Annotated in this window: 21 protein-coding genes; 2 read left to right on the forward strand and 19 right to left on the reverse strand. The window is 40.3% G+C overall.

Going from position 1 to position 24122, the window contains the following annotated elements:
• Window positions 1-37: 37 nt before the first annotated feature.
• On the reverse strand, window positions 38-622 hold the full coding sequence (locus FS458_RS18630) for a vWA domain-containing protein (RefSeq protein ID WP_144704313.1): 585 nt from the start codon (window positions 620-622) through the stop codon (window positions 38-40).
• A gap of 97 nt (window positions 623-719) precedes the next feature.
• Between FS458_RS18630 and FS458_RS18635 the strand changes: the two genes are divergently transcribed.
• Window positions 720-1220, forward strand: a complete 501-nt coding sequence (locus FS458_RS18635; RefSeq protein ID WP_144704316.1) for a hypothetical protein — start codon at window positions 720-722, stop codon at window positions 1218-1220.
• A gap of 43 nt (window positions 1221-1263) precedes the next feature.
• Here FS458_RS18635 and FS458_RS18640 read toward each other — a convergent pair whose 3' ends face one another.
• The 3 genes from FS458_RS18640 to FS458_RS18650 all read right to left on the reverse strand — a co-directional run bounded on the left by FS458_RS18640 (window position 1264) and on the right by FS458_RS18650 (window position 4515).
• Window positions 1264-2376 carry an NAD(P)/FAD-dependent oxidoreductase gene (locus tag FS458_RS18640; RefSeq protein WP_144704319.1) on the reverse strand — a complete coding sequence of 371 codons (1113 nt, stop codon included), beginning with the start codon at window positions 2374-2376 and terminating at the stop codon, window positions 1264-1266.
• 112 nt (window positions 2377-2488) lie between these two features.
• Window positions 2489-3274: an SDR family oxidoreductase gene (locus tag FS458_RS18645; protein ID WP_144704322.1), complete on the reverse strand. Its 786-nt coding sequence runs from the start codon at window positions 3272-3274 to the stop codon at window positions 2489-2491.
• Window positions 3275-3393: 119 nt separating this feature from the next.
• On the reverse strand, window positions 3394-4515 hold the full coding sequence (locus FS458_RS18650) for an NADH-dependent flavin oxidoreductase (protein ID WP_186320655.1): 1122 nt from the start codon (window positions 4513-4515) through the stop codon (window positions 3394-3396).
• Between the two features lie 404 nt (window positions 4516-4919).
• Here FS458_RS18650 and FS458_RS18655 point away from each other — a divergent pair, with 404 nt between their 5' ends.
• Window positions 4920-5378, forward strand: a complete 459-nt coding sequence (locus FS458_RS18655) for a TspO/MBR family protein (protein WP_144704325.1) — start codon at window positions 4920-4922, stop codon at window positions 5376-5378.
• 43 nt (window positions 5379-5421) lie between these two features.
• Here the strand turns inward: FS458_RS18655 and FS458_RS18660 are convergent, their stop codons facing one another.
• The 15 genes from FS458_RS18660 to FS458_RS18730 all read right to left on the reverse strand — a co-directional run bounded on the left by FS458_RS18660 (window position 5422) and on the right by FS458_RS18730 (window position 24066).
• Window positions 5422-6135: a VCBS repeat-containing protein gene (locus FS458_RS18660; RefSeq protein WP_144704328.1), complete on the reverse strand. Its 714-nt coding sequence runs from the start codon at window positions 6133-6135 to the stop codon at window positions 5422-5424.
• 130 nt (window positions 6136-6265) lie between these two features.
• Window positions 6266-7357, reverse strand: coding sequence for a D-xylose ABC transporter substrate-binding protein (xylF, locus tag FS458_RS18665; protein WP_144704331.1), 1092 nt, complete (start codon window positions 7355-7357; stop codon window positions 6266-6268).
• 22 nt (window positions 7358-7379) lie between these two features.
• A complete protein-coding gene (locus tag FS458_RS18670; protein WP_144704335.1) occupies window positions 7380-8900 on the reverse strand; it encodes a response regulator in 1521 nt (506 codons plus the stop codon).
• Complete coding sequence (locus FS458_RS18675) at window positions 8878-10341, reverse strand: sensor histidine kinase (protein WP_144704337.1); 1464 nt, start codon at window positions 10339-10341, stop codon at window positions 8878-8880. The genes FS458_RS18670 and FS458_RS18675 overlap by 23 nt, the downstream gene beginning before the upstream one ends.
• On the reverse strand, window positions 10338-11315 hold the full coding sequence (locus FS458_RS18680) for a sugar ABC transporter substrate-binding protein (protein WP_144704340.1): 978 nt from the start codon (window positions 11313-11315) through the stop codon (window positions 10338-10340). The genes FS458_RS18675 and FS458_RS18680 overlap by 4 nt, the downstream gene beginning before the upstream one ends.
• A gap of 175 nt (window positions 11316-11490) precedes the next feature.
• Window positions 11491-12666 (reverse strand): sugar ABC transporter permease, encoded by a 1176-nt coding sequence (locus tag FS458_RS18685; protein WP_144704344.1) that lies wholly within the window; start codon window positions 12664-12666, stop codon window positions 11491-11493.
• Between the two features lie 12 nt (window positions 12667-12678).
• On the reverse strand, window positions 12679-14199 hold the full coding sequence (locus tag FS458_RS18690; protein WP_144704346.1) for a sugar ABC transporter ATP-binding protein: 1521 nt from the start codon (window positions 14197-14199) through the stop codon (window positions 12679-12681).
• Between the two features lie 92 nt (window positions 14200-14291).
• Window positions 14292-15395, reverse strand: a complete 1104-nt coding sequence (locus FS458_RS18695; RefSeq protein WP_144704349.1) for a sugar ABC transporter substrate-binding protein — start codon at window positions 15393-15395, stop codon at window positions 14292-14294.
• A 177-nt stretch (window positions 15396-15572) separates the two neighbouring features.
• Complete coding sequence (locus FS458_RS18700) at window positions 15573-15968, reverse strand: VOC family protein (protein WP_144704352.1); 396 nt, start codon at window positions 15966-15968, stop codon at window positions 15573-15575.
• A gap of 137 nt (window positions 15969-16105) precedes the next feature.
• Window positions 16106-17344 carry a serine/threonine transporter SstT gene (sstT, locus tag FS458_RS18705; RefSeq protein ID WP_144704355.1) on the reverse strand — a complete coding sequence of 413 codons (1239 nt, stop codon included), beginning with the start codon at window positions 17342-17344 and terminating at the stop codon, window positions 16106-16108.
• Between the two features lie 297 nt (window positions 17345-17641).
• Window positions 17642-19315, reverse strand: coding sequence for a M4 family metallopeptidase (locus FS458_RS18710; RefSeq protein WP_260858821.1), 1674 nt, complete (start codon window positions 19313-19315; stop codon window positions 17642-17644).
• Between the two features lie 327 nt (window positions 19316-19642).
• On the reverse strand, window positions 19643-20311 hold the full coding sequence (locus FS458_RS18715; protein WP_144704361.1) for a Type 1 glutamine amidotransferase-like domain-containing protein: 669 nt from the start codon (window positions 20309-20311) through the stop codon (window positions 19643-19645).
• Between the two features lie 221 nt (window positions 20312-20532).
• A complete protein-coding gene (locus tag FS458_RS18720) occupies window positions 20533-21489 on the reverse strand; it encodes a tRNA dihydrouridine synthase (protein ID WP_144704363.1) in 957 nt (318 codons plus the stop codon).
• A 234-nt stretch (window positions 21490-21723) separates the two neighbouring features.
• Window positions 21724-22638: a hypothetical protein gene (locus FS458_RS18725; protein ID WP_144704366.1), complete on the reverse strand. Its 915-nt coding sequence runs from the start codon at window positions 22636-22638 to the stop codon at window positions 21724-21726.
• A gap of 69 nt (window positions 22639-22707) precedes the next feature.
• Window positions 22708-24066 carry an MBOAT family O-acyltransferase gene (locus FS458_RS18730; protein WP_260858823.1) on the reverse strand — a complete coding sequence of 453 codons (1359 nt, stop codon included), beginning with the start codon at window positions 24064-24066 and terminating at the stop codon, window positions 22708-22710.
• Window positions 24067-24122: the final 56 nt, after the last annotated feature.

Below are 24122 nucleotides of genomic sequence, written 5' to 3' on the forward strand. Positions count from 1 at the left end.
CACTCTCCTGTATAAGGAAACTGTCTCTGAGTTAATGTTATTTATTTCTTCGCTGTATGATCTCTTCACTCATCATGGAGTATAAATTTTCTATCCCATCATGAGTAGCATCAAAACTAAACGCGTCTTCTTCTTTAATACCGAGATTTTGCGATTCAGCTATAACATCAATATTTGCACCCATAAAAATAAATTCCCAATTGTATTTATCTTGCTGATGTTTAATAAGCGTCTTTACCTTTTCGTGTGTAAATTCAGAGCTCGCGTTCTCCATTCCATCTGTCGTAATAACAAAGATCACTTTACCTGGTCTATCGTGTTCTTCAGTGCGTGAGAGCCTGTAACCCACATCCAATATGGTTTTGCCTACAGCATCCAAAAGCGCTGTAGTTCCGCGGACATAATAGTCCTTCCTCGTTAACTGGACTTGTTCTGCAGGGACACCGCTCCATAAAATTTCATACTGATCATCAAATAAAACGGTCGTAAGAAGGGTTTTTCCCTTCCGCTCAACTTGCCTTTTTACGAACGAGTTAAACCCTCCAATAGTGTCCTTCTCCAGCCCTGACATCGAACCACTTCGATCAAGCAAAAATACGATTTCTGTTACGTTTTTGTTCACCCTTAATCATCTCCTAACATTTGTCATGTTATAATCATAGCTAGAAAGATTCAGCAAATGGTCGCCTGTGAAGCGACATTTTAGGAGGTGGTCGGATATGCTTGATCAAAAGCTTTTATTAGAATTAGAAACCTACCTGATTGATTATTTCATAATGGAATTAGAAGGTTGTCAGTCTTCTAAAATGATGGAGGAATGTTTAGAAGAAAGCAGTCTCCGTTTTGAGTTAGATGCGTTTATTCATCAAAACAAAAAGCCAACGTTACAGGAAAAACTTTTTCAACTGATTGATGAAAAAGGTGTGACCGACGCAGATGTTTATAAGAAAGCCGGTTTAGATCGGAAGCACTTTTCTAAGATTCGCTCTAAATCAGATTACCGACCAAAGAAAAATACGATTCTTGCGCTGGCTCTTGGTTTGGAATTGGACGAAGATGACACAGAAGAGCTTCTGGAAAGTGCAGGATACTCACTATCTTTCAGCGATACAAACGACTTAATCTTTAAGTTTTTTATTAATAAAAAAATCTATGATATAGATGCTGTCAATGAGTACCTGGTGTATTTCAGCTTAAAGCCAATTGGGAGTACCATATAAAAAGACAACTCACTTAAGTGGAAGTTGTCTTTTTTCATAGCGATTATTCAATAGCACCAGATACATCATAGTTAGATATATCTAGTTCTGTAGATTTTCCTAATGCAAGCTTCGCAAGTTCAGCTCCTAAGTAAGGTCCACTTGTAAGCCCTGATGCACCAAGGCCGTTCGCGACCAAAATGTTATTAAAATTAGGAAGCGGTCCGATTACTGGTAAAAAACCTGGCGTGAACGGTCGGAAGCCCACTCTTGTTTCAAGAAGTGATCCTTCTGACAGACCAGGTGCGACAGGTAAGGCTTTTGAAAGTATGTCATGAATACCGCCTGCCGTTACCCGGTTATCAAAACCTGCCTCATCTTCGTGTGTAGCTCCTACGACTACTCGATCATCAAAAGTGAGAATGTACTGATTTGTCGGCGGCATCACCACTGGCCAATCGTCTGTATCTGTTTTTTGCAACTCCAAGTGGATGATCTGTGCTTTTTGTGGAGTTACTTTAAAGTTGATTCCAAGTGGCTTTAAAATTTCATTCGACCATGCTCCTGCTGTTATGATGATTTGATCAGCGAAGATTTTTTGGCCATTAAGAGAAACACCCGAAACTACTTTTCCTTCATAAAGTAGAGCAGCATGACCATGAAGAAGCTTCACACCGTTTTTCTTAGCTCCATTCACCAGAGTGTCACGCATCGCTCTTCCGTTTACACGAGCACCGCCACTTACAAAAACCGAACCGAATTCGTCGGATAAGGGTGGAAAGCGTTTCTTCGTTTCTTCAGGAGAAAGAATCGTGATCTCACCAATTTCCGGAGCATCTTCTCTACGTTTCAAAGCCCGCTCTGCCATTTGTTTAAGTTTTTCAGAATCTGCATGTAAGCTCAGTGTACCTACACATTTGTAACCCGTATCGGTTTCACCGTCTTCTTCGAGCATCTTGATAAGTTCAGGATAATACCGAGCTCCGCCCTTTGCTAACTGATACCAAGCTTTGTTACGGCGCTGAGATAGCCACGGACACACGATGCCTGCTGCTGCATCTGTCGCTTGTCCCTTATCTTTTCTATCGATTATTAGAACCTCTGCATCAGATTTACTAAGATGATAAGCGGTAGACGCTCCCAAAATTCCGGATCCGATTACAATTATTTTTTTCATTTCAAACATCCCTACTATCCCGTTGATATATGTATTTAACTATAGTATTTTCTTCAACAAAACTCAAAAAACCCTGATTTTTTCATCAGGGTCTCATCAGATGTTGATTACTTTAAATTTTCATTTCCCAACGTTCTTTCTCCGTTTTCTTTAACTGTTCCTCTACTTCCTGTGGATGAACAGTGCGGAAGTAATGTTCTTCGGCCGGGATGATTTCAATCATTCTCTCGATCATGTCCTCTGGATCATATTGATTCTTCAGTTGCTCTTCTTGCTTCTTCATATCTTCCTTTCTTGTAAAGTTCTTTTCGGGATCATACCATTTGTATTTTTCTTCTGCACTTCGATCATTGAATCCAGTTGCATATGCGCCTGGATTGATTGTTGCGACTTTTACACCAAACTCTTGAAGTTCTGCCTGCATCGTTTGAGCAATTCCTTCAATCGCATGCTTTGTTGCCGTATACGGTCCAACATACGGTGTTGCTGATATACCTGCCATAGAACTCAAAAAGATAATTTTTCCGCTTCGCTTTTTGACGAATTTTTTCGCTGCAAGCTGAACGGATTCTAGCGTAGCAAATACGTTTACCTCAAATAAAGCACGAACGCGGTCCATTGGAACTTCAGCTAATGGCCCACCTTCATTGATCGCTGCATTGGCTACAAATATGTCAAAGTCATACTTTTCTATTTGTTCTAGATCTCGTTCATTTGTAATATCAAGTTTGAACACCTCTATATCAAGACCTAGATTATTTGATTCTTCTAAAAGAGCTGTTTTTTGTGAAGTCGTTTCAGTTGTGGCGATAATGGCATGTCCTTTTTTAGCGAGTCCGATAGCTGCACCTTTTCCTAATCCACTTCCTGCACCTGTTATAAAAATCGTTTTGCTCATTAAATCTGCCTCCTAGTTGAATGTCTACTCTTATGTCTTCCCATACCTGTTGAAAGTAAACTTTGTTGTGTTCACAAACAAAAAAAGCAGGATCAGCTCCTGCTTTTTCTTATCTTTTATTAAACCCCTGGAAACCATCCTGGTGCGTTCAAGACTGCGTTCCACAACGGATCTGGTACTACAAGTTCATCTTGCTTTGATTTATCAAGTTTCGTTACGATTTCAGACTCTTTGCCTTGTTCGATCTTTTGTACCCAGTCTGGATCAATGATCAGTTCACGCCCTAAAGCAATGAATGGCACTCCTGTTTCTAAAGCTTTGATCGCATCATCTGCTGTATAGATGGATCCTACTCCCATAACAGGTACACGATCGCCTACTCTTTCGTTAATAATCTCAATGCGTGAACGTGTATCTTCAACTCCTCGTCTAGGTTCAGACCAGAAATCCATTACCGAAACGTGAAGATAATCTAATTTCTTTGCACTAAGAGCATCAACAAGCGCTAACGTATCAGCCATCGTAATTCCTGGTGTTTCAGGTTCTTCTGGTGAAAAGCGGTAGCCTACGATGAATGAGTCATCTGCATATTCAGCTACTGCTTTTTTCACTGAATCTACAACAGCTAAAGGAAACGCCATACGTTTCTCTAACGAGCCGCCCCATTGATCTTCACGGCGATTCGCGTGTGGAGAAAAGAACTGCTGAATCAGATAGCCGTTCGCACCGTGGATCTCAACACCGTCATAACCTGCTTCAATCGCACGTCTTGTTGTTTCACCAAAATCACGAATGATAGAAGATACTTCTTCTGAAGTCAGTTCGCGTGGCACAGGTTTCCCCTCACCTGAAGGGATATTGCTCGCACTCACAACATCTCCGTTAGGAACAAGTTCAGGTGGCACTTCACGACCACCATGGAAAATTTGCAGAATTGCTTTTGATCCTTTTGCTTTTATGGCAGAAGCTAAGTCGCGAAGACTTGGAATCATGTCATCCGTATCTCCAGCGAACTCTCCTGGGAATCCTTTGCCGTTAGCTGTCACATTCGTACAAGCTGTAATAACCATCCCAACACCATCAGAACGGCGCTCGTAGTAGCGAATTTCTTCATCTGTTACAGTTCCGTCTTCGTTTGAAGAAAAGTTTGTCATCGGTGCCATAACAACACGGTTCTTAAGTTCAACACCGTTTTTAAAACGATAAGATTCAAACAATGGTGCATACTTTTTATTCATCATATTTGTCTTCCACCTCTTATTTTTATTGGGCTCTTCAAGTCGTTTTTGCTTTTATCTTTTTTTCATTACTTGCATGAAAGTTGATTGAAGTGCAAGATGCGAGACTCCTGGGGGATTAGCGGGACAGGTGAGACTCTTAACAGCGCAGAGCGCTAAGAGGCTCACCGCACTCCCCCCGGAAAGCGAGCATTCTGGAACGGAAATCAACCACATACATTACTATCATTGAAATAGCCCGAATTATAACTTTCTTTTTTAAAGTAACTATTATAATAATACCCTCAGTTTCCAAATGCAAAAAATACGCTTCTGGTTTTAAGAATAATTTAAAAAGGGAACAGTATAATTCTAAGAAATATAGACAATTGCTTACACGATTCCCACTACAACCCAGGAGGTAAATCATGAAAAAATCCAGTATAGTCGTCTTTGTCATTATCTTTGCCCTGTTCTATGTTTCCAGTTTTCTATTTCCGGTTGATCGCGAGTGGTATGATGCACTGAACAAGCCATCATGGACTCCGTCAGGACAAACAATCGGTATTATATGGGCTGTTTTGTTCTTTTTAATCGCTCTATCCGCAACTCTTATCTACAATCAATATGGTTTTAAACCCATTGGCTTTTGGATTCTATTTGCGATCAACTATGTATTCAATCAAGCTTTCGGTTATTTTCAGTTTACACAAAAAGATTTATTCGCAGCGAGCATCGATGCTCTATTGATTGCGGTGACGACTTTACTTTTAGTCATCTATGCCGGTCGTTTAAGAAAAGTTTCTGGATGGTTGCTTATTCCTTATCTTCTCTGGAGCTCATTTGCTACCTATTTATCATGGACCATCTATAGCATGAATGCATAAGCAATTAGAGATCTAGCCTTTTAGAAAAGGCTAGATCTCTTTATTACGTTCCAGAAATCGCTACGTATTGATTCTGAAGAACAAATTGATTATTCTCCAATCCAAGCGTGTTTACCACGTACCCTAGAGCATCTGCGTTATATAAGCCTGCAATCTTTTGATAAGCGGAAAGTTCGTAAATTCCATTGGAATCAAAATCGATTGGATAGAGACCACTTAATGGATTCACAAAGCCGGTAATTGGTTTCTTCAGCTTTCCGTTCACATCATATATTTCATTTAAATACTCTTTGTCTCGTTTTGATAGATCAATGATATACGTTTTTTTATTACGTTTACTAACAACTCGAACTTTGTAGTTATTCTCATAGATCACATCATATTCATAAGCAGCATTGTAAGCGTTGAAATTAAACATCTCTTGCGGTGTATTCCCTACAAACGAATACACATAATGATACATGAATCCTCCGCTGCCACCAGAATTGATGCTGACCAACACGTCTGAAACACCGTTACCTGTAAAATCTCCTAAAAACAAAGCGGGGTTGTATCCAGCATTGTCAGAAAGAGGTACTCTTGTCTGAGCACCTGTTCTTCCGTTTTTTACAAAAAGCGTAATGTTCTCAATGAATGTGCTGTCCTGACTCTTCGTACCTGTTAGATATACATCGTCTGGTACACGATCTCCAGTCACATCTCCCTTAGCGAACGCAACAACACTCGGAGTTACTCTATAATTGTAATGGTTATACATAACATGCTCCTTGTTAAATACAGTTTTACTACCATGTTATGGGCACTAAACGGGATTGACACAATCATTTATCTAACAAAAAAAGCCCCGTATTACAATGGAATAACTCCATTGTTTCACGAAGACTGGTTTATTGCTTATTCTGATAAACATCACTCTTAGAATGGAATCCATCTTTAATAATTGTTTCTTCGAGATTCTCTTTATCAACCGCGATGGGAGATAACAAAACAGAAGGAACCTCCATTTTACCGTTGTTTATCTTTCGTTCTGTTTTTATCGTTTCCCCTTTTGCCATCTTCACTGCCAATTCTGCTGCTTTTTCTGATAATGCCTGAATCGGTTTATACACCGTCATCACTTGCGTTCCTTGTACGATCCGCTGCACGCCAGCAAGCTCCGCATCTTGTCCTGAGACCGGAACTTTCCCAGCGAGACCTTGTGCTTCAAGGGCTTGTATGACACCACCCGCAGTAGCATCATTCGCTGCGATCACCGCATGAATTTCATTGTTGTTCGCTTTCAGTGCCGATTCCATATTTATTAACGCATTAGCAGGCGTCCAGTCTTTGGACCATTGATCGTATACGACCGTGATAACCCCTTTATCAATTAATGGCTGCAGAACTCGGAACACACCTTTTTTAAACAGATGAGCATTGTTATCCGTTTCGGCTCCCCCTATATACACGTACTTTCCATTCGGAACAAGCTTGGTTATTGCTCGGGCTTGTAGCTCGCCTACCTTTTCGTTGTCAAAAGATACGTACATGTCGAGGTCAGCATTTTTGATTAATCGGTCGTATGCCATCACTTTAATGCCTGCTGAGTGTGCTTTCCTGACGATCGCCGCCATAGCTTCAGCGTTATGAGGAACAACGACAAGAAGGTCGACCTCGTTCTGAATGAGCGTTTCAGCTTGTGCAATCTGCAAAGAGTCATCACCGTTAGCAGCGAGAATCTCTACCTCTGCTCCTAGATTCTCTACGGCTTTCTTGAAGAGCTCTTTGTCTTTAAGCCAACGTTCTTCTAATAACGTATCCATGGAAAAGCCAATCTTAATCTTTTCCTCGTTTACTGACGCGCTGCCTACTTTTTCACTTTTAGAAGGAATCGCTTTCCCAAGTGTCTCTTTACTCGTACTGTCTTTGTCGCATCCGGAAACAAATATAAAAGCTACGAATAACAGGACGAGGCATAAACCATTTAAGAATCTTCTCATGAATGATGCTCCTTTACGGCCTTCATCCTTTTTTCCCAAGAACAGTCCTGCGATATTCTGTAGGTGAAAGCGTAACCATTTTTTTGAACACTTTGCTGAAATAGTTAGGTTCATGATAACCGACCTCAAACGTGATTTCTTTTAAGCTTTTTTCTGGATCTGCCATCAGTTTCTTCGCCTTATCGATTCTGCATTCTGTCAGAAAATCAATATAGTTGATTCCCAGCTTTTCTTTAAACATCTTACTAATATAGATCGGACTCAAACCTACTTTTCTTCCTAACGCCTCAAGAGAGATGTCTTCATGAGAATGCTTTACGATATATTGTTTAATCTGATGAATCGTATCGGCTTCAAGCTGTTCATAATGTTCTTCGTATGAAATCCGCATCTGTTTGAATAGATGTTCAGATTCAGAACGAAGCTGACGGTAGTCTTGAGATTGATATGAAAAGAAAGGTGTTTCAGTCTCCATTCCCATTTCGTTCATCACTCTCGCAGCCACCCAGAGCAGTTCAAGAACACGCTGCTGTGTTTGGAGCAGATCTGTCCCTTCGTTCTCGCAACGTTGGATGAGACTCAATACATTTTTAAGAACTTCATCCCACTTTCCTAACCTGATCTCATCTAAAAACTGTTTTTCTCGCTTTTTGGATTGAGGTCTGTCCTCTGTACTCCCAAGCATCGGAACATCATGATAAAAGCGATATTTAACAGGCAAGGAGGAATCCATCGTGGCAATAAGTGATTCTTGATAGGACTGCCGAACTTGATCTAAAGAATGACACACATTTCCGATTCCTATAAACCATCCATCATCAGTCTTTGCTTTTCTCAGTGAGAGAATATCTTTTGCGAGAAAAATCGCTTGAGAACGAAACGAAGAACCAGGTTTACGAAAGACGATAATAGGAAGCTGACGGCCATACAAGGCACCAACCCACCCACTCGCTGATTTCCTGACCTTTTCTTTGATCAACGAATAAAGGTTTTCTTCACCTTGTGGAAGTAGAATACTCATCACAAATGGTTCATGAGTAGAAGAGATGTCGAGCATATCAACAAGCATATCCAAATGGACATCATGTACATGATCGAACAACAGCTGCGTGACAACATCTGTTTCCACGAGCGGTAACGTACTTTCCAAAACCTTGTGAGATCTGCGCTCTTCTGCAATTTCCATTAAGACTTTCCCGACCGTCTCTTCAATCTCACTCACTCTGCTAGGTTTTAATAAATAATCCTTCACTCCTAATTTGATCGCCTGACGTGCATAATCAAACATATCAAAAGCTGTAATCATCACAAACTTAATAAAAGGATTCGTAGATGTAATTTGCTGTATCGCTTCTAGTCCATTCATCCCTGGCATCTGAATATCCATCATCACTAAGTCAGGCTTTACTTCCGCCGCAACTTGAACTGCGACTTTTCCATTCTTCGCTTGATAAATCTCGAGATTAGGAAATGCCTTCTGCAGAATAACTTGGAGCCCTTCTCTTTCAATCTGCTCGTCATCAACGATCAAGAGTTTGAGCATGCTGTTCAATCCCCCTCGTCTTAGGAATTCTTATTACCACCGTCGTACCCACACCGATATCACTTTGAATATCCATCACGTTTTCAAGACCATAAAAAAGTCGAAGTCGCTTCACAACATTCGTAAACCCAATACCTGTTGAAGCACTGTTTGTCTCAACAAGTTCTCCGTCTAAAATCTGTAACCTGATATTCTCAGGTATTCCAGGTCCGTCGTCTTCCACTTCGATTCTCACCATGTTATCGTCATCTTTAATGCGAAGCCAGATCTGTCCGCCATCTTCTCTTGGCTCAACCGCATAGATCACGGCGTTCTCAATAATCGGTTGCAGAGTTAAGCCAGGAATCTGAACTTCTAAACAGGACTGATCGATTTCTAGGTGCAACGTCAGCCGATCAGTAAACCTTGCTTTTTGAATGTTCATATATTGCTGAATCACCATCACTTCATCTTGAAGCGTAACGGATTTGTCTAACCACTTTAAGTTGTATCTTAAAAGACCAGCCACACTTACAAGTAGATCACTCGTTTCTTTTGATCCTTCTAAATAAGCCTTTTTCGATAGGGTATTAAGCGTATTAAATAAAAAGTGCGGGTTGATCTGGCTTTGCAGATTCTTAAGCTGACTCTCTTGCAACAGAAGCTTGCTTTGCTGAAGTTCATGCTCCAGCTGCGCCTTCTGCTGTATCTCCTGAAACAAATTATTGATATTGATGCGCATTCGGTTAAAGGTTTGAGCAAGAAATGAGATCTCATCATTTGAATCAACTTTGATCTCTTTGTCAAACTTTCCTGCAGATAGCTCGTTCGCGGCACGTGTTAACTGTTGCACCGGTCTTGTGATACTTAAGCTAAACCAATACGTAATCACGAGTAACAGCAGTGTAATCAGAAGCATCAGCCAGATGCCTAGTTTCTTAAATTCACCAGACTGATCAATAATGCCTCGATAAAAAACGTCGTAAGTCTTCAGCTCTGTGTCGATCAACGTAAGCGTCATTTCTGATATATATTTGGAAAGACGCGTCGCTTCTGTAAATTCTTTGTTTGAGGTCTCGGTGTCAGATTCCGCATAGAACATCAGAGAACGATCTGTTGTTTCAATTAAACTATCAATAAGATTCATATAATTCATGAGTGCAAATTCATTTTCTGAGTTTCTTAGTTTTCCGATTTCCAATTTTGCCATGTTAAGTTTATCTTTGCTTTTATCAAGGTTATCCATATGGTTCTCTGATGGTTCAAGCAAGTAGTTATTAAGGTCTGTGACCATTTTTTGACTCGTGCTCGTCACTTCATTCATGCTTAAATAACGTTGTAAGATGTCATTGTATTGATTTTGCGTTTTCTGATTATAGTATGTAAGCGCTATCCAAATAATGGCCATGATGATCAGAACGACTGATGCAAGCATCCATATTTTTTTCTGTATTCTGTTCATCTCTCGTCCATCGCCTTTATCATTCGAATTTCACTAGAATAACCATCCGCATCAAGAGGAACGGTTTCGTTCTTTAACCATTGCATCAAAACATCTACGCTTTTTCTTCCCATCATCTCAGGTGACTGCTCAATCACACCATCTAACTTTTTTTGGTTAAGCAAGGTCATCGATTCAGATCCATCATCAAAAGAATAAATAAAATAGGGCTCTACCTGTCCGCGTCTACCAATCTCCTGAATCATAGCTCCTGCCGTATTAGCGTTCACGGCAATAAATCCATCCGCATCGGGATACTGATTCAAAAGATCTCTTGTTTTTGCGATAACTTGCTCTCTCGTCTCAGGTGTTTCTGCATAAATCGACTTTATGTTCGGAAAGCTTTGAAGCACTTCTTTAATGCCTGAAAGCCGTTGCTCTTGATAGTGCTCTTTCTGACTATCACTTAATAAAATGACTTGCCCTTCTTGTCCCATGTCAGACAACATGAGTTTTGCAATCATCATTCCTGCTAAGTGCTGATTTGAACCAACGTATGTTTTTCGGAGGCTCTCTGCTTTAGGCACGTCATTTCCAACCGTAATAATAGGAATTCCATAAAACGCCGCTTTCACTTTCGTCAACTCTTTAAAACGATCTGTATCAAGTCCTTGCACGATGATGCCATCTACTTTTGACTGAATAGCAACCTCGAGCTTCTTCAGAAAATCATCCTGGTTCTTGCCGTAGCTTCCCCAGACTTCAAGGCTTGCTCCACTTTTTTGAGCTTGTTGTTCCGCACCTTTTCCAACCTTGTCCCAAAAAGGGGTATCCAATTCTTGCGTGATAAGAACAATACGAAAAGAATCTTCTTTCTGAGTAGACGCTGCAGGCAGTTTCCAATCAGACTGAAACGCTTTTTGAGCTGTAATAAACGTTAAATAACTTAGGAAGATACATATAAAAATCAGAAAGATTAATCCAGCTTTGCGCAAGTGAAGTATCCCCTTTTTCCGAATATTTACTAATCATATTTTATCATAAGAAATGTGATACACACGCTTACTCCGTTACCAATTATAGGGACTAAACTGTTGTTTAGAGTTAAAAAAGTGAAGACATCTTCGAGCATGATGTCTCCACTTTTTACCAAACCTAATTACGAGTTAGCTATCCTCTCTTTTTACGAGTTATTACATCGAAGAGTACAGCTGCAACCAACACGCCACCTCTAATCATGTACTGCATGGAAACCCCAACACCAAGAAGGTTCATCCCGCTTGATAATGAAGCCATAACAATGGCACCGATGATGGCACCCGTCACTTTACCGACTCCCCCAGCGGAAGACACACCGCCCACATAGGCGGCAGCGATGGCATCAAGCTCGAATAGCGTTCCAGCTGTTGTCGTAGCCGATTGAAGACGTGAAGTAAAAAGAATTCCTGATAGTGCAGCAAGCATTCCCATAGAACCAAACACCATGTACGTAATCTTATTTACATTGATTCCGCTTAGATGTGCTGCTTCTGGATTACTTCCTACTGCGTAAATGTGACGGCCAAGCACCGTTTTCGTCGTTAAGAAATGGTATGCTACAACGACAAGAAGCATGATCACAACCGTCCAAGAAAAGCCGTTATAACCTGCTAGAATCCAAGTAACATAGGCAATGATCGCTGAAACAAAAACAAGTTTGATCGTGAAGATCCCTTTAGATACAACATCGAACTGATATTTAATCTTGTTGCGGCGCGTAGAGATTTCGCTATAAATGTAAAATAAGATGGATAGTAAACCTAGGATTAGAGATAAAAGATGCAAACCATTTACGATCATAAGAGAAGGAATAAATCCGTTGCCGATCGCGTTGAACGCATCGTCTTTGATAATAATTGTCCCCGTTTTCTCAGTTACTTGTAATAGCGCACCGCGGAAAATCAACATCCCCGCAAGCGTAGCTACGAAGGAAGGGATGGCGTATTTGGCGATTAACAAACCGTTAAATAAGCCAATAAAGATTCCAAGCATAAGAATCACCGGAATCGTCACATAAACAGGCAGCCCCATCTTTGTTAAAAGGATGGCCGCGATCGCACCAAGAAATCCTGCTGCGAACCCTACAGATAAATCAATATGACGAATAACGATGACGAGTGTCATTCCTACTGCCAGTACTGCGATATAACCAGTAGAATCTAATAGATTACTAATATTACGCGATGACATGAACAGCCCATCCGTCATGATGGAGAAGGTAAGCATAATCACAAACAGAGCGATATACATCCCATAATCACGGATATTCTCTTTCACTAACGTTCTTGCTTCATTGATAAATTCCATTGTGTTAACCCCCTATTGCGTTGCAAGCTGCATGATGTTTTCTTGATTGGCTTCTTCAATCGGCAGCTCACCTTTCATTCTTCCTTCAGCCATAACGTAAACACGATCACTCATCCCGAGTACTTCACCAAGTTCAGAAGAAATCATGATAATACTCATACCTTCGCTGATTAATTGGTTCATAATCGTATAGATTTCAAACTTAGCACCTACATCGATACCGCGTGTTGGTTCATCCAAAATTAATAGCTTCGGCCCAACGAACAGCCACTTTCCGAGCGATACCTTCTGCTGATTTCCTCCACTCAAGTTACCGACCGTTTGCTCTAGTGAGGATGCTTTAATATACATGGATCGCTTGTATTCTGTTGCTCTTTTTACCTCTTCATTCTCGTTGATGATTCCCTTATCAGCGACTTCGTTAAGATTTGCAGCCGTTATGTTGTTCTTAATATCTTGAATGAGGAACAGCCCATCACCTTTTCGGTCTTCTGTGACATAAGCGATGCCTGACTTAATCGCGTCACTCGTGTGCTTGAACGTTTTTTCCACTCCTGAGACTTTAAGCTGACCTTCAAGTTTATAATTTTTCGGATTACCAAACATACTCAGTGCAAGCTCGGTTCGTCCAGAGCCCATAAGTCCGGCGATCCCAACGATTTCTCCTTTTTTTACATGAAAATCAATATTCTTTAAGACATGTCTAGCAAGCTCGGTACTGTAAGCAGACCAGTTGTTCAGTTCTAGTATCGTTTTACCGATCTTCTTATGGGGTCTTTTCGGATAAATATCATCAATATCCCGTCCGACCATATTTTTAATGATCATGTTCTCTGATATTTCTCCTTTAGAAGCATCGAGCGTACAGATTGTTTTGCCATCACGCAGCACCGTCGCTTGGTCGGCAATGGAGATGACTTCCTTTAGTTTGTGGGAGATCATAATACTCGTGATGCCCTGTTTCTTCAGCTCACCTAGAAGTTTTAACAGATTCTCACTGTCATCTTCATTCAGTGCGGCAGTCGGTTCATCTAAAATAAGCAGCTTAACGTCCTTACTTAATGCTTTGGCGATTTCAACCAACTGCTGCTTTCCTACACTCAAGTCCTTCACGAGTGTTTCAGGATTCACGTCGAGCCCCACTCGCTTCAGCATTTTCTTTGCTTCGGCAATCGTCTGGTTCCAATCCACCAAGTTTCCACGTTTGACCTCGTTACCGACAAAAATATTTTCATAAACCGTGAGATCCGGAAATAGAGCTAGCTCCTGATAGATGATAACGATGCCGGTTTGAACACTGTCACTGATCTTATTGAACTGCTGAACACTTCCTTCAAACACGATGTCTCCTTCATACGTTCCATAAGGATAGACACCACTGAGCACTTTCATAAGCGTGGATTTCCCTGCTCCGTTCTCCCCGATCAAGCAGTGTATCTCGCCTTTTCTTACTTTAAAATTTACATTGCTGAGCGCTTTCACTCCGGTAAACGCTTTGGAGATCTCGTTCATCTCCAAAATATATCCGCTCATCATGATCCCTCCAATTAGCCACTCCACTGACTTCATTGTGAAAAATAGTGATAGACGTAGAATCTATCACTATTTCTCGTCCTGCTATTTTCTTATTCAAGCCCTGTAAAATCGTCGGCTTTATAATAATCAGAATCAATTAGTTCTTTCTTAACGTTGTCTTTGTTCACAACGATTACATTCGTTTGTTTTGCTTTTACTTCAACGTTTCCATTGTCATAAGAACCCGTTGTTTCTGGCTTCTTCTCATCAAGGATCTCAACTGCCATTCCCATAGCATCCTTAACAAGTGTACGAACATCCTTAAATACAGTCATCGATTGTTTGCCGTCAATGACATATTGAATGGAAGCTTTCTCTGCATCCTGACCTGTTACGAGGTAGCTAGAAACCGCGCTGTCTGATCCAAATACATCTGCGATCGAACGAGCTGTTCCATCGTTTGGAGCTAGAATTGCCACATCACCTTTTAAGTCTGCCTTAGCAGCAGTCAAATGTGTTTGCGCTTTGTTCTTCGCTTCGTTTGCATCCCAGTTCGTTGTTACTTGGCCGATGATCTTGCTCAGCTCATCGCGAGAAAGTTCGGCTTTGTCTTTTAATGCTTCAGCTTCACTCGAGTTAGCAATCTTGAATGTGCCGTCAGCAATCTTAGGCTGAAGCACTTTCCAAGCTCCTTCAAAGAATAAAAATGCGTTGTTGTCAGAAGCCGCTCCAGCATATAGGTAAAGCGGAGTGTTCGACCCTTTAGCGTTATCGATCAAGTATTGACCTTGCGCAGCACCAACTGCCAAGCTGTCAAACGTTACATAATAATCAACTGCGTCTGTATTCGTGATCAAACGGTCATACGCGATAACCGTGATGTCATCCTTTTTCGCTGCTTCTACTGCTGCAGCTGCTGCATCGCCATCTTGCGGACAGATGATAAGAACATCGATTCCTTTGTTGATCAATGTTTCAACGTTTTCTTTTTCCTTTGCAGAAGATCCTTGGCTGAACAGAATCTCAGTCGTGTAGTCTGTTCCTTTTAATGCATCCTTAAATCTTTGCTCGTCCTGCACCCATCTTGGCTCATCTTTAGTAGGTAAGACGATTCCCACGCTTACCTCGCTATTGCTGTCACTGCAACCAGCTGCAACAAGCATAAGCATGACAACAGCCAGCATCAGAGATAGAAATTTACTTTTCTTCATCATTAGTTCCCCCTTTAAAAGTACTTACAAACTAATTATAGCTACGAAAAAAGAGGGTTTGAAAGCGCTATCATTAGCACTTTATTAACATCGTCTGTACTTTTTTAACAAAGGGTATTTTTTTAGCAGCCTCAAAAAAAGACAACGCCACTAAACTAGCGTTGTCTTCACCACTATTATTTATTTCGCATTCTCATCAGGCTGATGAATGCCGAAAATATTGCCTTCTGTATCTATGTAGTATCCTTGCCAAGCCATTCCTGGGAGGGCGTACTTCGGCATCGCCACTTTTCCGCCTTGCTCCAATATCTTCGCTTCTGATTCATCATAGCTTTCAACACCCATCGTACAAGCATATCCGTTTAATGCTTGATTCGGTTCAGGCGGAGGGCTTTGACGTTGCATGAGTGCCCCATTGATTCCCATCTCTTTGTCGTCCCCAGTCACTGCACCGTAATAAGGCATTCCGGCATATTCACTCCAATCTTGAAACGACCAGCCAAACACCTCACCGTAAAACTTCATTGCCCGCTCCATATCATCCACATGAATTTCAAAATGCACTAATCTGCCCATTGGTAACCTCCTGATTTTTTTATAATAAAACCACTTATGTCATTCCATACACATGATCGCAATTCCTTTAAACGAGAAAATACGGCAACAAAAAGGCACCCTCAACGCTAAACAACGTCTCAGGTGCCATCTATCTATTATGCTGCTTTTTGAATGTTAATTTCTTTTCCATCTTTACGCCATTCTTTGTACTCAGCTGCCGCTGTAAAGAGTACATCTGTTGAAGAATTTAGTGCTGTTTCGAAAGAATCTTGTAAAACACCGATGATAAAGCCGACACCAACTACTTGCATCGCCACATCACCTGGGATACCGAACAGACTACACGCTAGAGGAATCAATAATAACGATCCACCAGCAACTCCCGAAGCACCACACGCACATACAGCGGATAGAACACTTAGAAGAATAGCAGTTCCTAGATCAACCTGAATGTTCAGTGTATGAACTGCCGCAAGTGTTAAAACAGAAATCGTAACCGCAGCACCTGCCATGTTGATCGTCGCTCCTAATGGGATGGACACAGAGTAGTTATCCTTGTCCAAACCAAGCTTCTCACATAACTTCATATTAACAGGAATGTTGGAAGCGGAGCTACGTGTGAAGAATGCTGTGATTCCACTTTCTTTCAAGCATTTGAAAACAAGCGGATAAGGATTTTGTCTGATTGCTAGGTAAACAATAAGTGGATTTACAACCAAAGCCACAAATACCATACAACCAATTAAAAGTCCTAACAACTTACCATAACTCAACAATGATTCGATACCGTTTGAAGTAATCGATTCAACGACTAGTCCCATGATTCCTAGCGGTGCAAACTTAATGACCCATGTCACAAGTTTAGCTACTGCGTCTGAAACGTTTGAAAGCATCGTTTTTGTTGTTTCCTGTGCACTTCTTAAAGCAAGGCCTAAAAGTACTGCCCAAGCCAAGATACCGATATAGTTCGCGTTAACTAAAGCGTTGAATGGATTATCAACAACATTCATCAGTAACGTTTTGAGTACTTCGACAACACCACCAGGAGGGGTCACGCCTTCTGCTCCCTTTCCAAGAGTAAGGCCGACTGGGAAGATAAAGCTAGCAACAACTGCTACCAATCCTGCCAAAAATGTACCTAAAAGATATAGGCCAATAATTGATTTCATGTTCGTCTGATGGCCTGCCTTATGTTGAGCGATCGCCGACATAACCAAGAATAATACCAAAACAGGTGCAATTGCTTTTAGTGCACCTACAAATAATGTTCCAAAAATAACAACAGGTTTTGCTGCTTGCGGAATCGCTAAAGCTAAGATAATACCTACAATTAATCCGATAAAGATCTGTTTAACAAGACTTAACTGATTCCACTTTTTCAGTATACGTTTCATAGATGTCATCACCAATCTAGTTAGAATTGTAAAGCTGTTTATCTGAATAAACCTGTAACAAGATACGCCTTTAACCAATGGGACAACTGAAGCATCATGTTATAATCCACCTGGAAAAGACAATTGTCCTTCTATTAAATAGTATTATAGTGAGTATTCCGGCTTAATACAATGTATTTATAAAAGTTGTAATCATTTGAATATTTAGATAATGTTAGACGAGTTCTCTTTACTTGAATAAACCCTCAGGATAAAATTCCTGAGGGTTTATTTCCAATTACTTAAATTCACGGTATATCAATAAATACCTACCGCATCAAAGCCTGCGTTAACTGCAGTTACTTCTTCACTTCCCGACCCATAAAGATCTGTTGCAGCTTGTACGATCGCTTGACGAGCTTCGCTAAAATTAGAATTCGATGTTAAGTAGACCGATAGAGCACGGTAATATATTTTACCCAATTTTTCTCTACCAAGCTCCTCACCAATCAGATAGGCAGCGTGATTCGTAATAGAAGAGTTCACATGCACACCGCCATTATCTACATTCAGCGGCATGTTATAATATTCATCCATATGTGCAGGATAGACGCCACTGCCGTATGCTGCTCTTTGCGGGTTGCTCACAACAACACTGTTCGGGTCGCTCAAGCTGCGCAATCTTGTTACACCATCTGCTTTTGCTGCTGGTGCCATGATGTCCTCACCCATTTCCCAATCACTATCATCAACGAGTGCACCAAAAACGTCAGCGAATGATTCATTAAGTGCTCCTGATTGGTTACGGTAAGCTAGATTCGCTGTATGCGTAATCACACCATGTGTCATTTCATGGGCCGCAACATCAAGCCCTGCGGATAATGGAATGAAAAATTCTCCGTCACCATCTCCATAAGCCATATAGCTTCCATTCCAGAATGCATTATTGTAATCGACTCCCATGTGTACATATGAATTAATCGCCATGCCCTCTCCATCCAAAGAATTCCGTCCATGCTCATTCAAATAATACTCATAAACCTTTTCAGAATTATAGTGTGCATCAACGGCCGCTCGATCATAGTCACTCTTAAAGGATGCAGAATTCCCCGTATAAATCTTGTCATTACTAGAGTCCCAATCACTTGTAGCATCATACGTAAAGATTCCTTCAAGATTCTCATGAGAGTAATCCGCTAAAGCAAACCTTGTTCCAGATTTCGGCTCCTTCACTCGGGTAATATGTAGTTTTCTATGTTCACCATGAACGCCAAGCCCAGATCCCGTTTGTGTTTTGTGTTCCTCAGCATGCATGAGCCCATTATATTGATCGATGGCTTTTCCAGTCTTAGCATCTACAAATACAAACCAGTTCCCAGGTTCTTCACCCATGAAGTTAACGTTTATTTTATAAGCGGTATAATTTTTCATTTCAAATGGATAGATAACGAGCTCTGATGTTGGTTCATACGTTAGCTCTTGAGGGGCATTGACCGACGATAAGGCAGCTCGAAGGGCATCTTGTTTACTGATGGCAGCTTGTGTATCTACGAGTTGATCGACAATCGTTTGATTCGTTCTTCCATTCACAGAAACGATCTCATGATTTTTATTAAAATGGGCAATTACTTCAGAACCTTCTACAGGAACGCCGTTGACTGATTGTGTAAACCGAACATGAGTCATTCCAAGCTCATCACTTTCTACACTTTTGGTCTTTAAGTTTTTCTCCGGACTTTTAATACCCGTTTTATCTTGATTTTCCTTTAAATAACTTAAAGCATTAGCTGCGGTGCTTGAAGAAAATTTTTCTGCAGATCGTTCTTTCACAAAAAAAGGCACACTAGCTTTTTCATTCCATTCTTTAGCTGCCTGTACACCTCTAATCTCACTCGAATCCACAGGTTGAGCTAATACATTAACTGGAATAGAGCTTAACAATAGAGCTGACGACAGCATTACAGGTCCAATAACTTTTTTCATCACTAACATAACCCCTCCCATTAATTGGCTAATATTCATTATAAAGGAGGAGAAAACGTTGCGAATGAACAATAAGAATTATCTTAATTTTACAAAAATACATATAATAGCTATTTTACTTACTAGTGTATAGGTGAAATCTACTAAGTAGAATTATGAGATCTTCGTGTTTTTAGAAAAGTACTTTCATTCATCCAAAGCCCACAAAAAAGAAGAAAGCTGGGTTTTACTCTGCTTCCTCCTTCTTTAAATTTCTAATCTAGTTCTAGCATGCTTAAGTTGATGAGCTATATGACTTAAGGACTACATGCAAACTTCTTCTACAGAAAAGTAGGATTAAGGCGAAAACAGCTTCCAATGTCCTTCGGAGATCACTTTTACCTCTCCATCAATTACTTTGATGGCGGTATCATCATTTATGGCATAGGCTGGCCCCTGCATGTCGGTGGCCCACCGCTCTGCAGCAGCCATGGTGTTTCCCGGCAGCATTTCGTGGTCAACATGTGGGAATATTGAAAAATCGACAAATCCAAGTGCTTGATCTTCACCGCTCGGTGGCGTCCAGCCAATAAAGAATTCTCCAATCTTAGGTGCCATTACCATGCTTCCTGCACTCATTCCCACATACACTGCGCGAAGCGATGGTAAGAGCTCTGCCAATCCTGATTGTTGCATCCAATGGTATAGGTAGAGAGCATCGCCGCCTGAAACTAATAAGACGTCCGTCTCCTGTACGAGCGGCATCCAGCGTTCTTTATCAATGCTTGGCAGCGCTGTTAACTCAAGCACACCAACAGACTTCCAACCTAGATTAACCATAGGATTTGCTTCTTTCCCACTGATAAATTCCCAGGCTTTCACGCCCGGCCCCACCCATGGATGTCCGTACATTGCGGTAGGTATACACAGCGCGTTGCAATCAGCAATCGGCTTGTCCAGCATATCAACCAACGCGTCATGTATGCTTTTATTAATCACGCCTCCCGATGTAAGCAGTAATTTCATAACGTGTCTCCCCCTTGCTTTTTCCATGAATGTATCTATAATTCTACAAAAGGTGTCACCTTCCTTTTATAGAGCTTGTGGAGTTACTTTTCTATTTCAATATAGAACTAGTCATTATAAGCTTTGCTGTGCTGAATTTCCCCCATAATTTAAAAATTAAAAAAAAACAGTACAAAACCTTGAAGGTTTCATACTGTTTTCCACTGTAAGTTACCTATTTTTTACATTTCTAACTTATCTAGAATCGCTCTCACTTCATCCGTTGATTTTGTGTTCATCAACTGATTTCGTAATTCAGCCGCTCCAGGGAATCCTTTTACATAGATTTTGAAAAAGCGGTGAAGCCCTGTGATGGAACGAGGCACTTCTTCGGCGTATTGATCTTGAAGATCAAGCTGCAGTCTTAACAGATCAAGATACTCTTTGCTGCTGTGCTCTCTTGGCTCTTTTTCAAAAGCAAAAGGATTTTTAAAGATTCCACGCCCGATCATAACACCATCAATACCATACTTTTCAGCAAGCTCAAGCCCGACTTGACGGTCCGGAATGTCTCCATTAATCGTTAACAACGTATCTGGTGCGATTCGGTCACGCAGCTTTTTAATCTCAGGAATAAGCTCCCAATGAGCGTCTACAAGACTCATTTCCTCTCTAGTGCGTAAATGAATAGAAAGGTTTGCAATATCCTGCTCTAAAATATGCGTAAGCCACGCTTCCCACTCACCGATCTCTTTAAACCCTAGTCGTGTTTTCACGCTAACTGGAAGCCCGCCAGCTTTAGCCGCTTGAATCAATTCGGCCGCTACATCTGGACGTAGAATAAGGCCACTTCCTTTTCCTCTTTGCGCGACATTCGGTACAGGGCAGCCCATGTTAATATCAATCCCTTTAAACCCCATCTCTTTCATGCCAATACTCATTTGTCGGAAGTATTCAGGGTTATCTCCCCAAATATGTGCCACCATCGGCTGTTCATCTTCTGTAAACGTCAAACGACCGCGAACACTTTTTAATCCTTCTGGATGGCAATAGCTATCTGAGTTTGTAAACTCCGTAAAAAACACATCCGGTCGTCCAGCTTTACTTACGACATGACGAAAAACAACATCGGTCACATCCTCCATTGGGGCAAGTACAAAAAATGGACGCGGTAATTCACGCCAAAAATTATCTATCATTGATGCTCAAATCCTCTCACTATAATGCAACTTCAAAATCCCGGTAATAAATATTCTTTTACACTTATATCATGATTGTTAACTCAATATCAATCACTGCACATTTATAATTTATGGAAATTTATAAATGCACAAAAAAGACTCTCAATGGTTAAGATATCCACACAATTCGTACAAAAAGATAGTTATAAGCTGATTCAGGAATAGCATCCAAGAAAAAAACAGTACATTGATTTAATTCTTTGTTAAATAGCCTATTCTCTTCAGTTCCTCGTATACGATCCAAGAGAACTTTTTTCTTCCCTCACTGTTTAAATGATCGGGATCGATAAAATATTCTTTTTTGTTTACGAATCTTTGATCACTCATATAATTTAAAAATGGAACATCTAAATTTAGAGCTTCTAAATGCTGAAAAACAAGTCTATTCATTACTTCTTCATTGAAATATTCTTGATAAGACTTATGAACGGGCTCCATGGTCAACACGACTTGGTAGCCTTTATCGCTGCAATAATCTACAATTTCTTCTAACTGCTTTACACTTGGTTCGATGTTATTGTTTTCAATTGCTTCCTGGTATTGTTCTTCTATTTTCTCATACTTTCTTTCCGAATAATCTTGACCGTTATTTGACCAAGGTTGATGAGAATTCCATCGTAAGTCTTTTAGTTTACCCGTGATTGCAGAGCTAAGACTCGCCGTATTTGTCCCAGGTAAGTTCAAGTAAGTGTAATAATCAATGATATTATACGGTTCAATATCATTTTGATCCAAAATCCTATAATAGTTCCCAATGTTCTTAGCCTCAGAATTGGCGAAAGTCATCTGAGAGATGGAAACGAGAACGACACCACCAGGTTTAAGATGCTCACCATACTCTTTCAACAGTTTCGAGTCGTATTGAATGGTCTGAGAAGGAAGCGCTAAGTCCAGATGAGACAAACCAGTGGGCTTAAAATAATAACCATACATCGAATGAGATGCACCTAGATTGATGATATCAACGGGATGTGGCTGTTTCTTAAATGCCAGTATGTCATGGTCAATATTGTAATCATATGAATCCTTAACAAATTGATTAATAGGCATAAAAAGCAGGATAACTACACCGATGATAACTGTTAACTTGATAAATAAACGTACCATAGCAAATCCTTTCAACACCGTGTTTCTTTTACCAAATCTTCCCCTAAACTTTACATGGAAGTTGTTGTATTAAAATCCACCATAAACAAATCCATCACCTGTAACACCTAATACAAGAACTGAAAAAATAAGAAAAATATAGAATGCCAATCTAGTAAATGTAGAGTGCTTTGATAGAAATTCCCATGCTGAACCATTGTTTCTTTCTATATACTGGAACAGTTGTAGAATAATAAAGAAAAAAATGAAAAGTAGCAGATCAAATAACGGAAAAATTTCAAAAGCTTTAATCATTCCCACCGGGCTCCAAGAGCTGATGCTCAAGAAAAGTTTTGCATGTTCAAATGCTTGTGATACGGTATCCGATCGAAAAAAAACTCTGGAAAAGCAAACGAGCAGGAAGGTTATTGCAATTTTCAACCACCTATGGAGCACTGGGCTTCTATCCAAACGAAAAAACAAAGCCATACTTTCACGATAAGATTTCGTTGCATCTCCAAACACGCGATAAAACCCATGAATGAGACCCCATATAATAAACGTCCAAGCTGCTCCGTGCCAAATGCCGCTTACTAAAAAAGTAATCACAATGGCAAAATAGATTTCGCTTCTCTTCTTTTTCCTCTTACATAACGGGAAAAAAATATAGTCCCTAAGCCATGTGGAGAGCGTTATATGCCACCTACTCCAAAAATCTGATATCGAAACGGCAAAGTGCGGCTGCTTAAAGTTTTCAGTTAAATTGATTCCCAACATTCTTGCGCTACCAATGGCAATGTCACTGCAGGCTGAAAAATCAGCGTATAACTGAATCGAGAATAATATAGTAGCTAGAACGATTTCTGAACCAGAAGGGTTAGGACTATCGTAAACACTAGAAACGATTGGAGCTAGTCGATCTGCAATTAATGTCTTTTTAAAAAAACCCCATGCAATTCGCTTCATTCCATAGACTAAATTTTCATAGTTTAAACGTTGTTCGACTTTCAATTGTGGAATTAATTTTTTTGCACGTTCAATCGGCCCAGCAACCAGTTGTGGAAAAAATGCAAAATATACCGAAAAATAACCGTAATGTCTTTCCGCTTTTTGCTTTCCATAGAAAATATCCACAAGATAACTTACAGCCTGAAATGTATAAAATGAAATGGCTAATGGCAGGACGATCTCTTGGTAGGGTATCCCATAATTCCAACCCATGAATGTTGCCAACGACCGAAGCGACTCATTCACAAAATTAAAATATTTAAACCAACCGAGAAAAAACAACAATACAGAAATACCAACGACCAAGGCTTTTTTCTTCTGTTTTTTTGTCTCCTGTTTTTCAATAAAGATTCCAGTAAAAAAAGTAAAAGCTGTGCTAATTAAGAGTAATAATATAAATTGAATACTTAAACTAGCGTAAAACACATAACTTGCAACCAATAAAAGAACCCATCTCAATCGATGGGGGATTAAATAATTCAAAAAAACAATTATAG

Source organism: Fictibacillus phosphorivorans (assembly GCF_007673525.1).
Taxonomy (GTDB): domain Bacteria; phylum Bacillota; class Bacilli; order Bacillales; family Fictibacillaceae; genus Fictibacillus; species Fictibacillus phosphorivorans_C.

Bases quoted from the DNA above. Each gene is read 5' to 3' on its own strand.
- FS458_RS18670 (WP_144704335.1), bottom strand. From the start codon at position 8,900: ATGCTCAAACTCTTGATCGTTGATGACGAGCAGATTGAAAGAGAAGGG.
- FS458_RS18690 (WP_144704346.1), bottom strand. From the start codon at position 14,199: ATGAGCGGATATATTTTGGAGATGAACGAGATCTCCAAAGCGTTTACC.
- xylF (WP_144704331.1), bottom strand. From the start codon at position 7,357: ATGAGAAGATTCTTAAATGGTTTATGCCTCGTCCTGTTATTCGTAGCT.
- FS458_RS18725 (WP_144704366.1), bottom strand. From the start codon at position 22,638: ATGGTACGTTTATTTATCAAGTTAACAGTTATCATCGGTGTAGTTATC.
- FS458_RS18675 (WP_144704337.1), bottom strand. From the start codon at position 10,341: ATGAACAGAATACAGAAAAAAATATGGATGCTTGCATCAGTCGTTCTG.
- FS458_RS18700 (WP_144704352.1), bottom strand. From the start codon at position 15,968: ATGGGCAGATTAGTGCATTTTGAAATTCATGTGGATGATATGGAGCGG.
- sstT (WP_144704355.1), bottom strand. From the start codon at position 17,344: ATGAAACGTATACTGAAAAAGTGGAATCAGTTAAGTCTTGTTAAACAG.
- FS458_RS18715 (WP_144704361.1), bottom strand. From the start codon at position 20,311: ATGAAATTACTGCTTACATCGGGAGGCGTGATTAATAAAAGCATACAT.
- FS458_RS18695 (WP_144704349.1), bottom strand. From the start codon at position 15,395: ATGATGAAGAAAAGTAAATTTCTATCTCTGATGCTGGCTGTTGTCATG.
- FS458_RS18660 (WP_144704328.1), bottom strand. From the start codon at position 6,135: ATGTATAACCATTACAATTATAGAGTAACTCCGAGTGTTGTTGCGTTC.
- FS458_RS18685 (WP_144704344.1), bottom strand. From the start codon at position 12,666: ATGGAATTTATCAATGAAGCAAGAACGTTAGTGAAAGAGAATATCCGT.
- FS458_RS18720 (WP_144704363.1), bottom strand. From the start codon at position 21,489: ATGATAGATAATTTTTGGCGTGAATTACCGCGTCCATTTTTTGTACTT.
- FS458_RS18640 (WP_144704319.1), bottom strand. From the start codon at position 2,376: ATGAAAAAAATAATTGTAATCGGATCCGGAATTTTGGGAGCGTCTACC.
- FS458_RS18645 (WP_144704322.1), bottom strand. From the start codon at position 3,274: ATGAGCAAAACGATTTTTATAACAGGTGCAGGAAGTGGATTAGGAAAA.
- FS458_RS18655 (WP_144704325.1), top strand. From the start codon at position 4,920: ATGAAAAAATCCAGTATAGTCGTCTTTGTCATTATCTTTGCCCTGTTC.
- FS458_RS18635 (WP_144704316.1), top strand. From the start codon at position 720: ATGCTTGATCAAAAGCTTTTATTAGAATTAGAAACCTACCTGATTGAT.
- FS458_RS18650 (WP_186320655.1), bottom strand. From the start codon at position 4,515: ATGATGAATAAAAAGTATGCACCATTGTTTGAATCTTATCGTTTTAAA.
- FS458_RS18710 (WP_260858821.1), bottom strand. From the start codon at position 19,315: ATGTTAGTGATGAAAAAAGTTATTGGACCTGTAATGCTGTCGTCAGCT.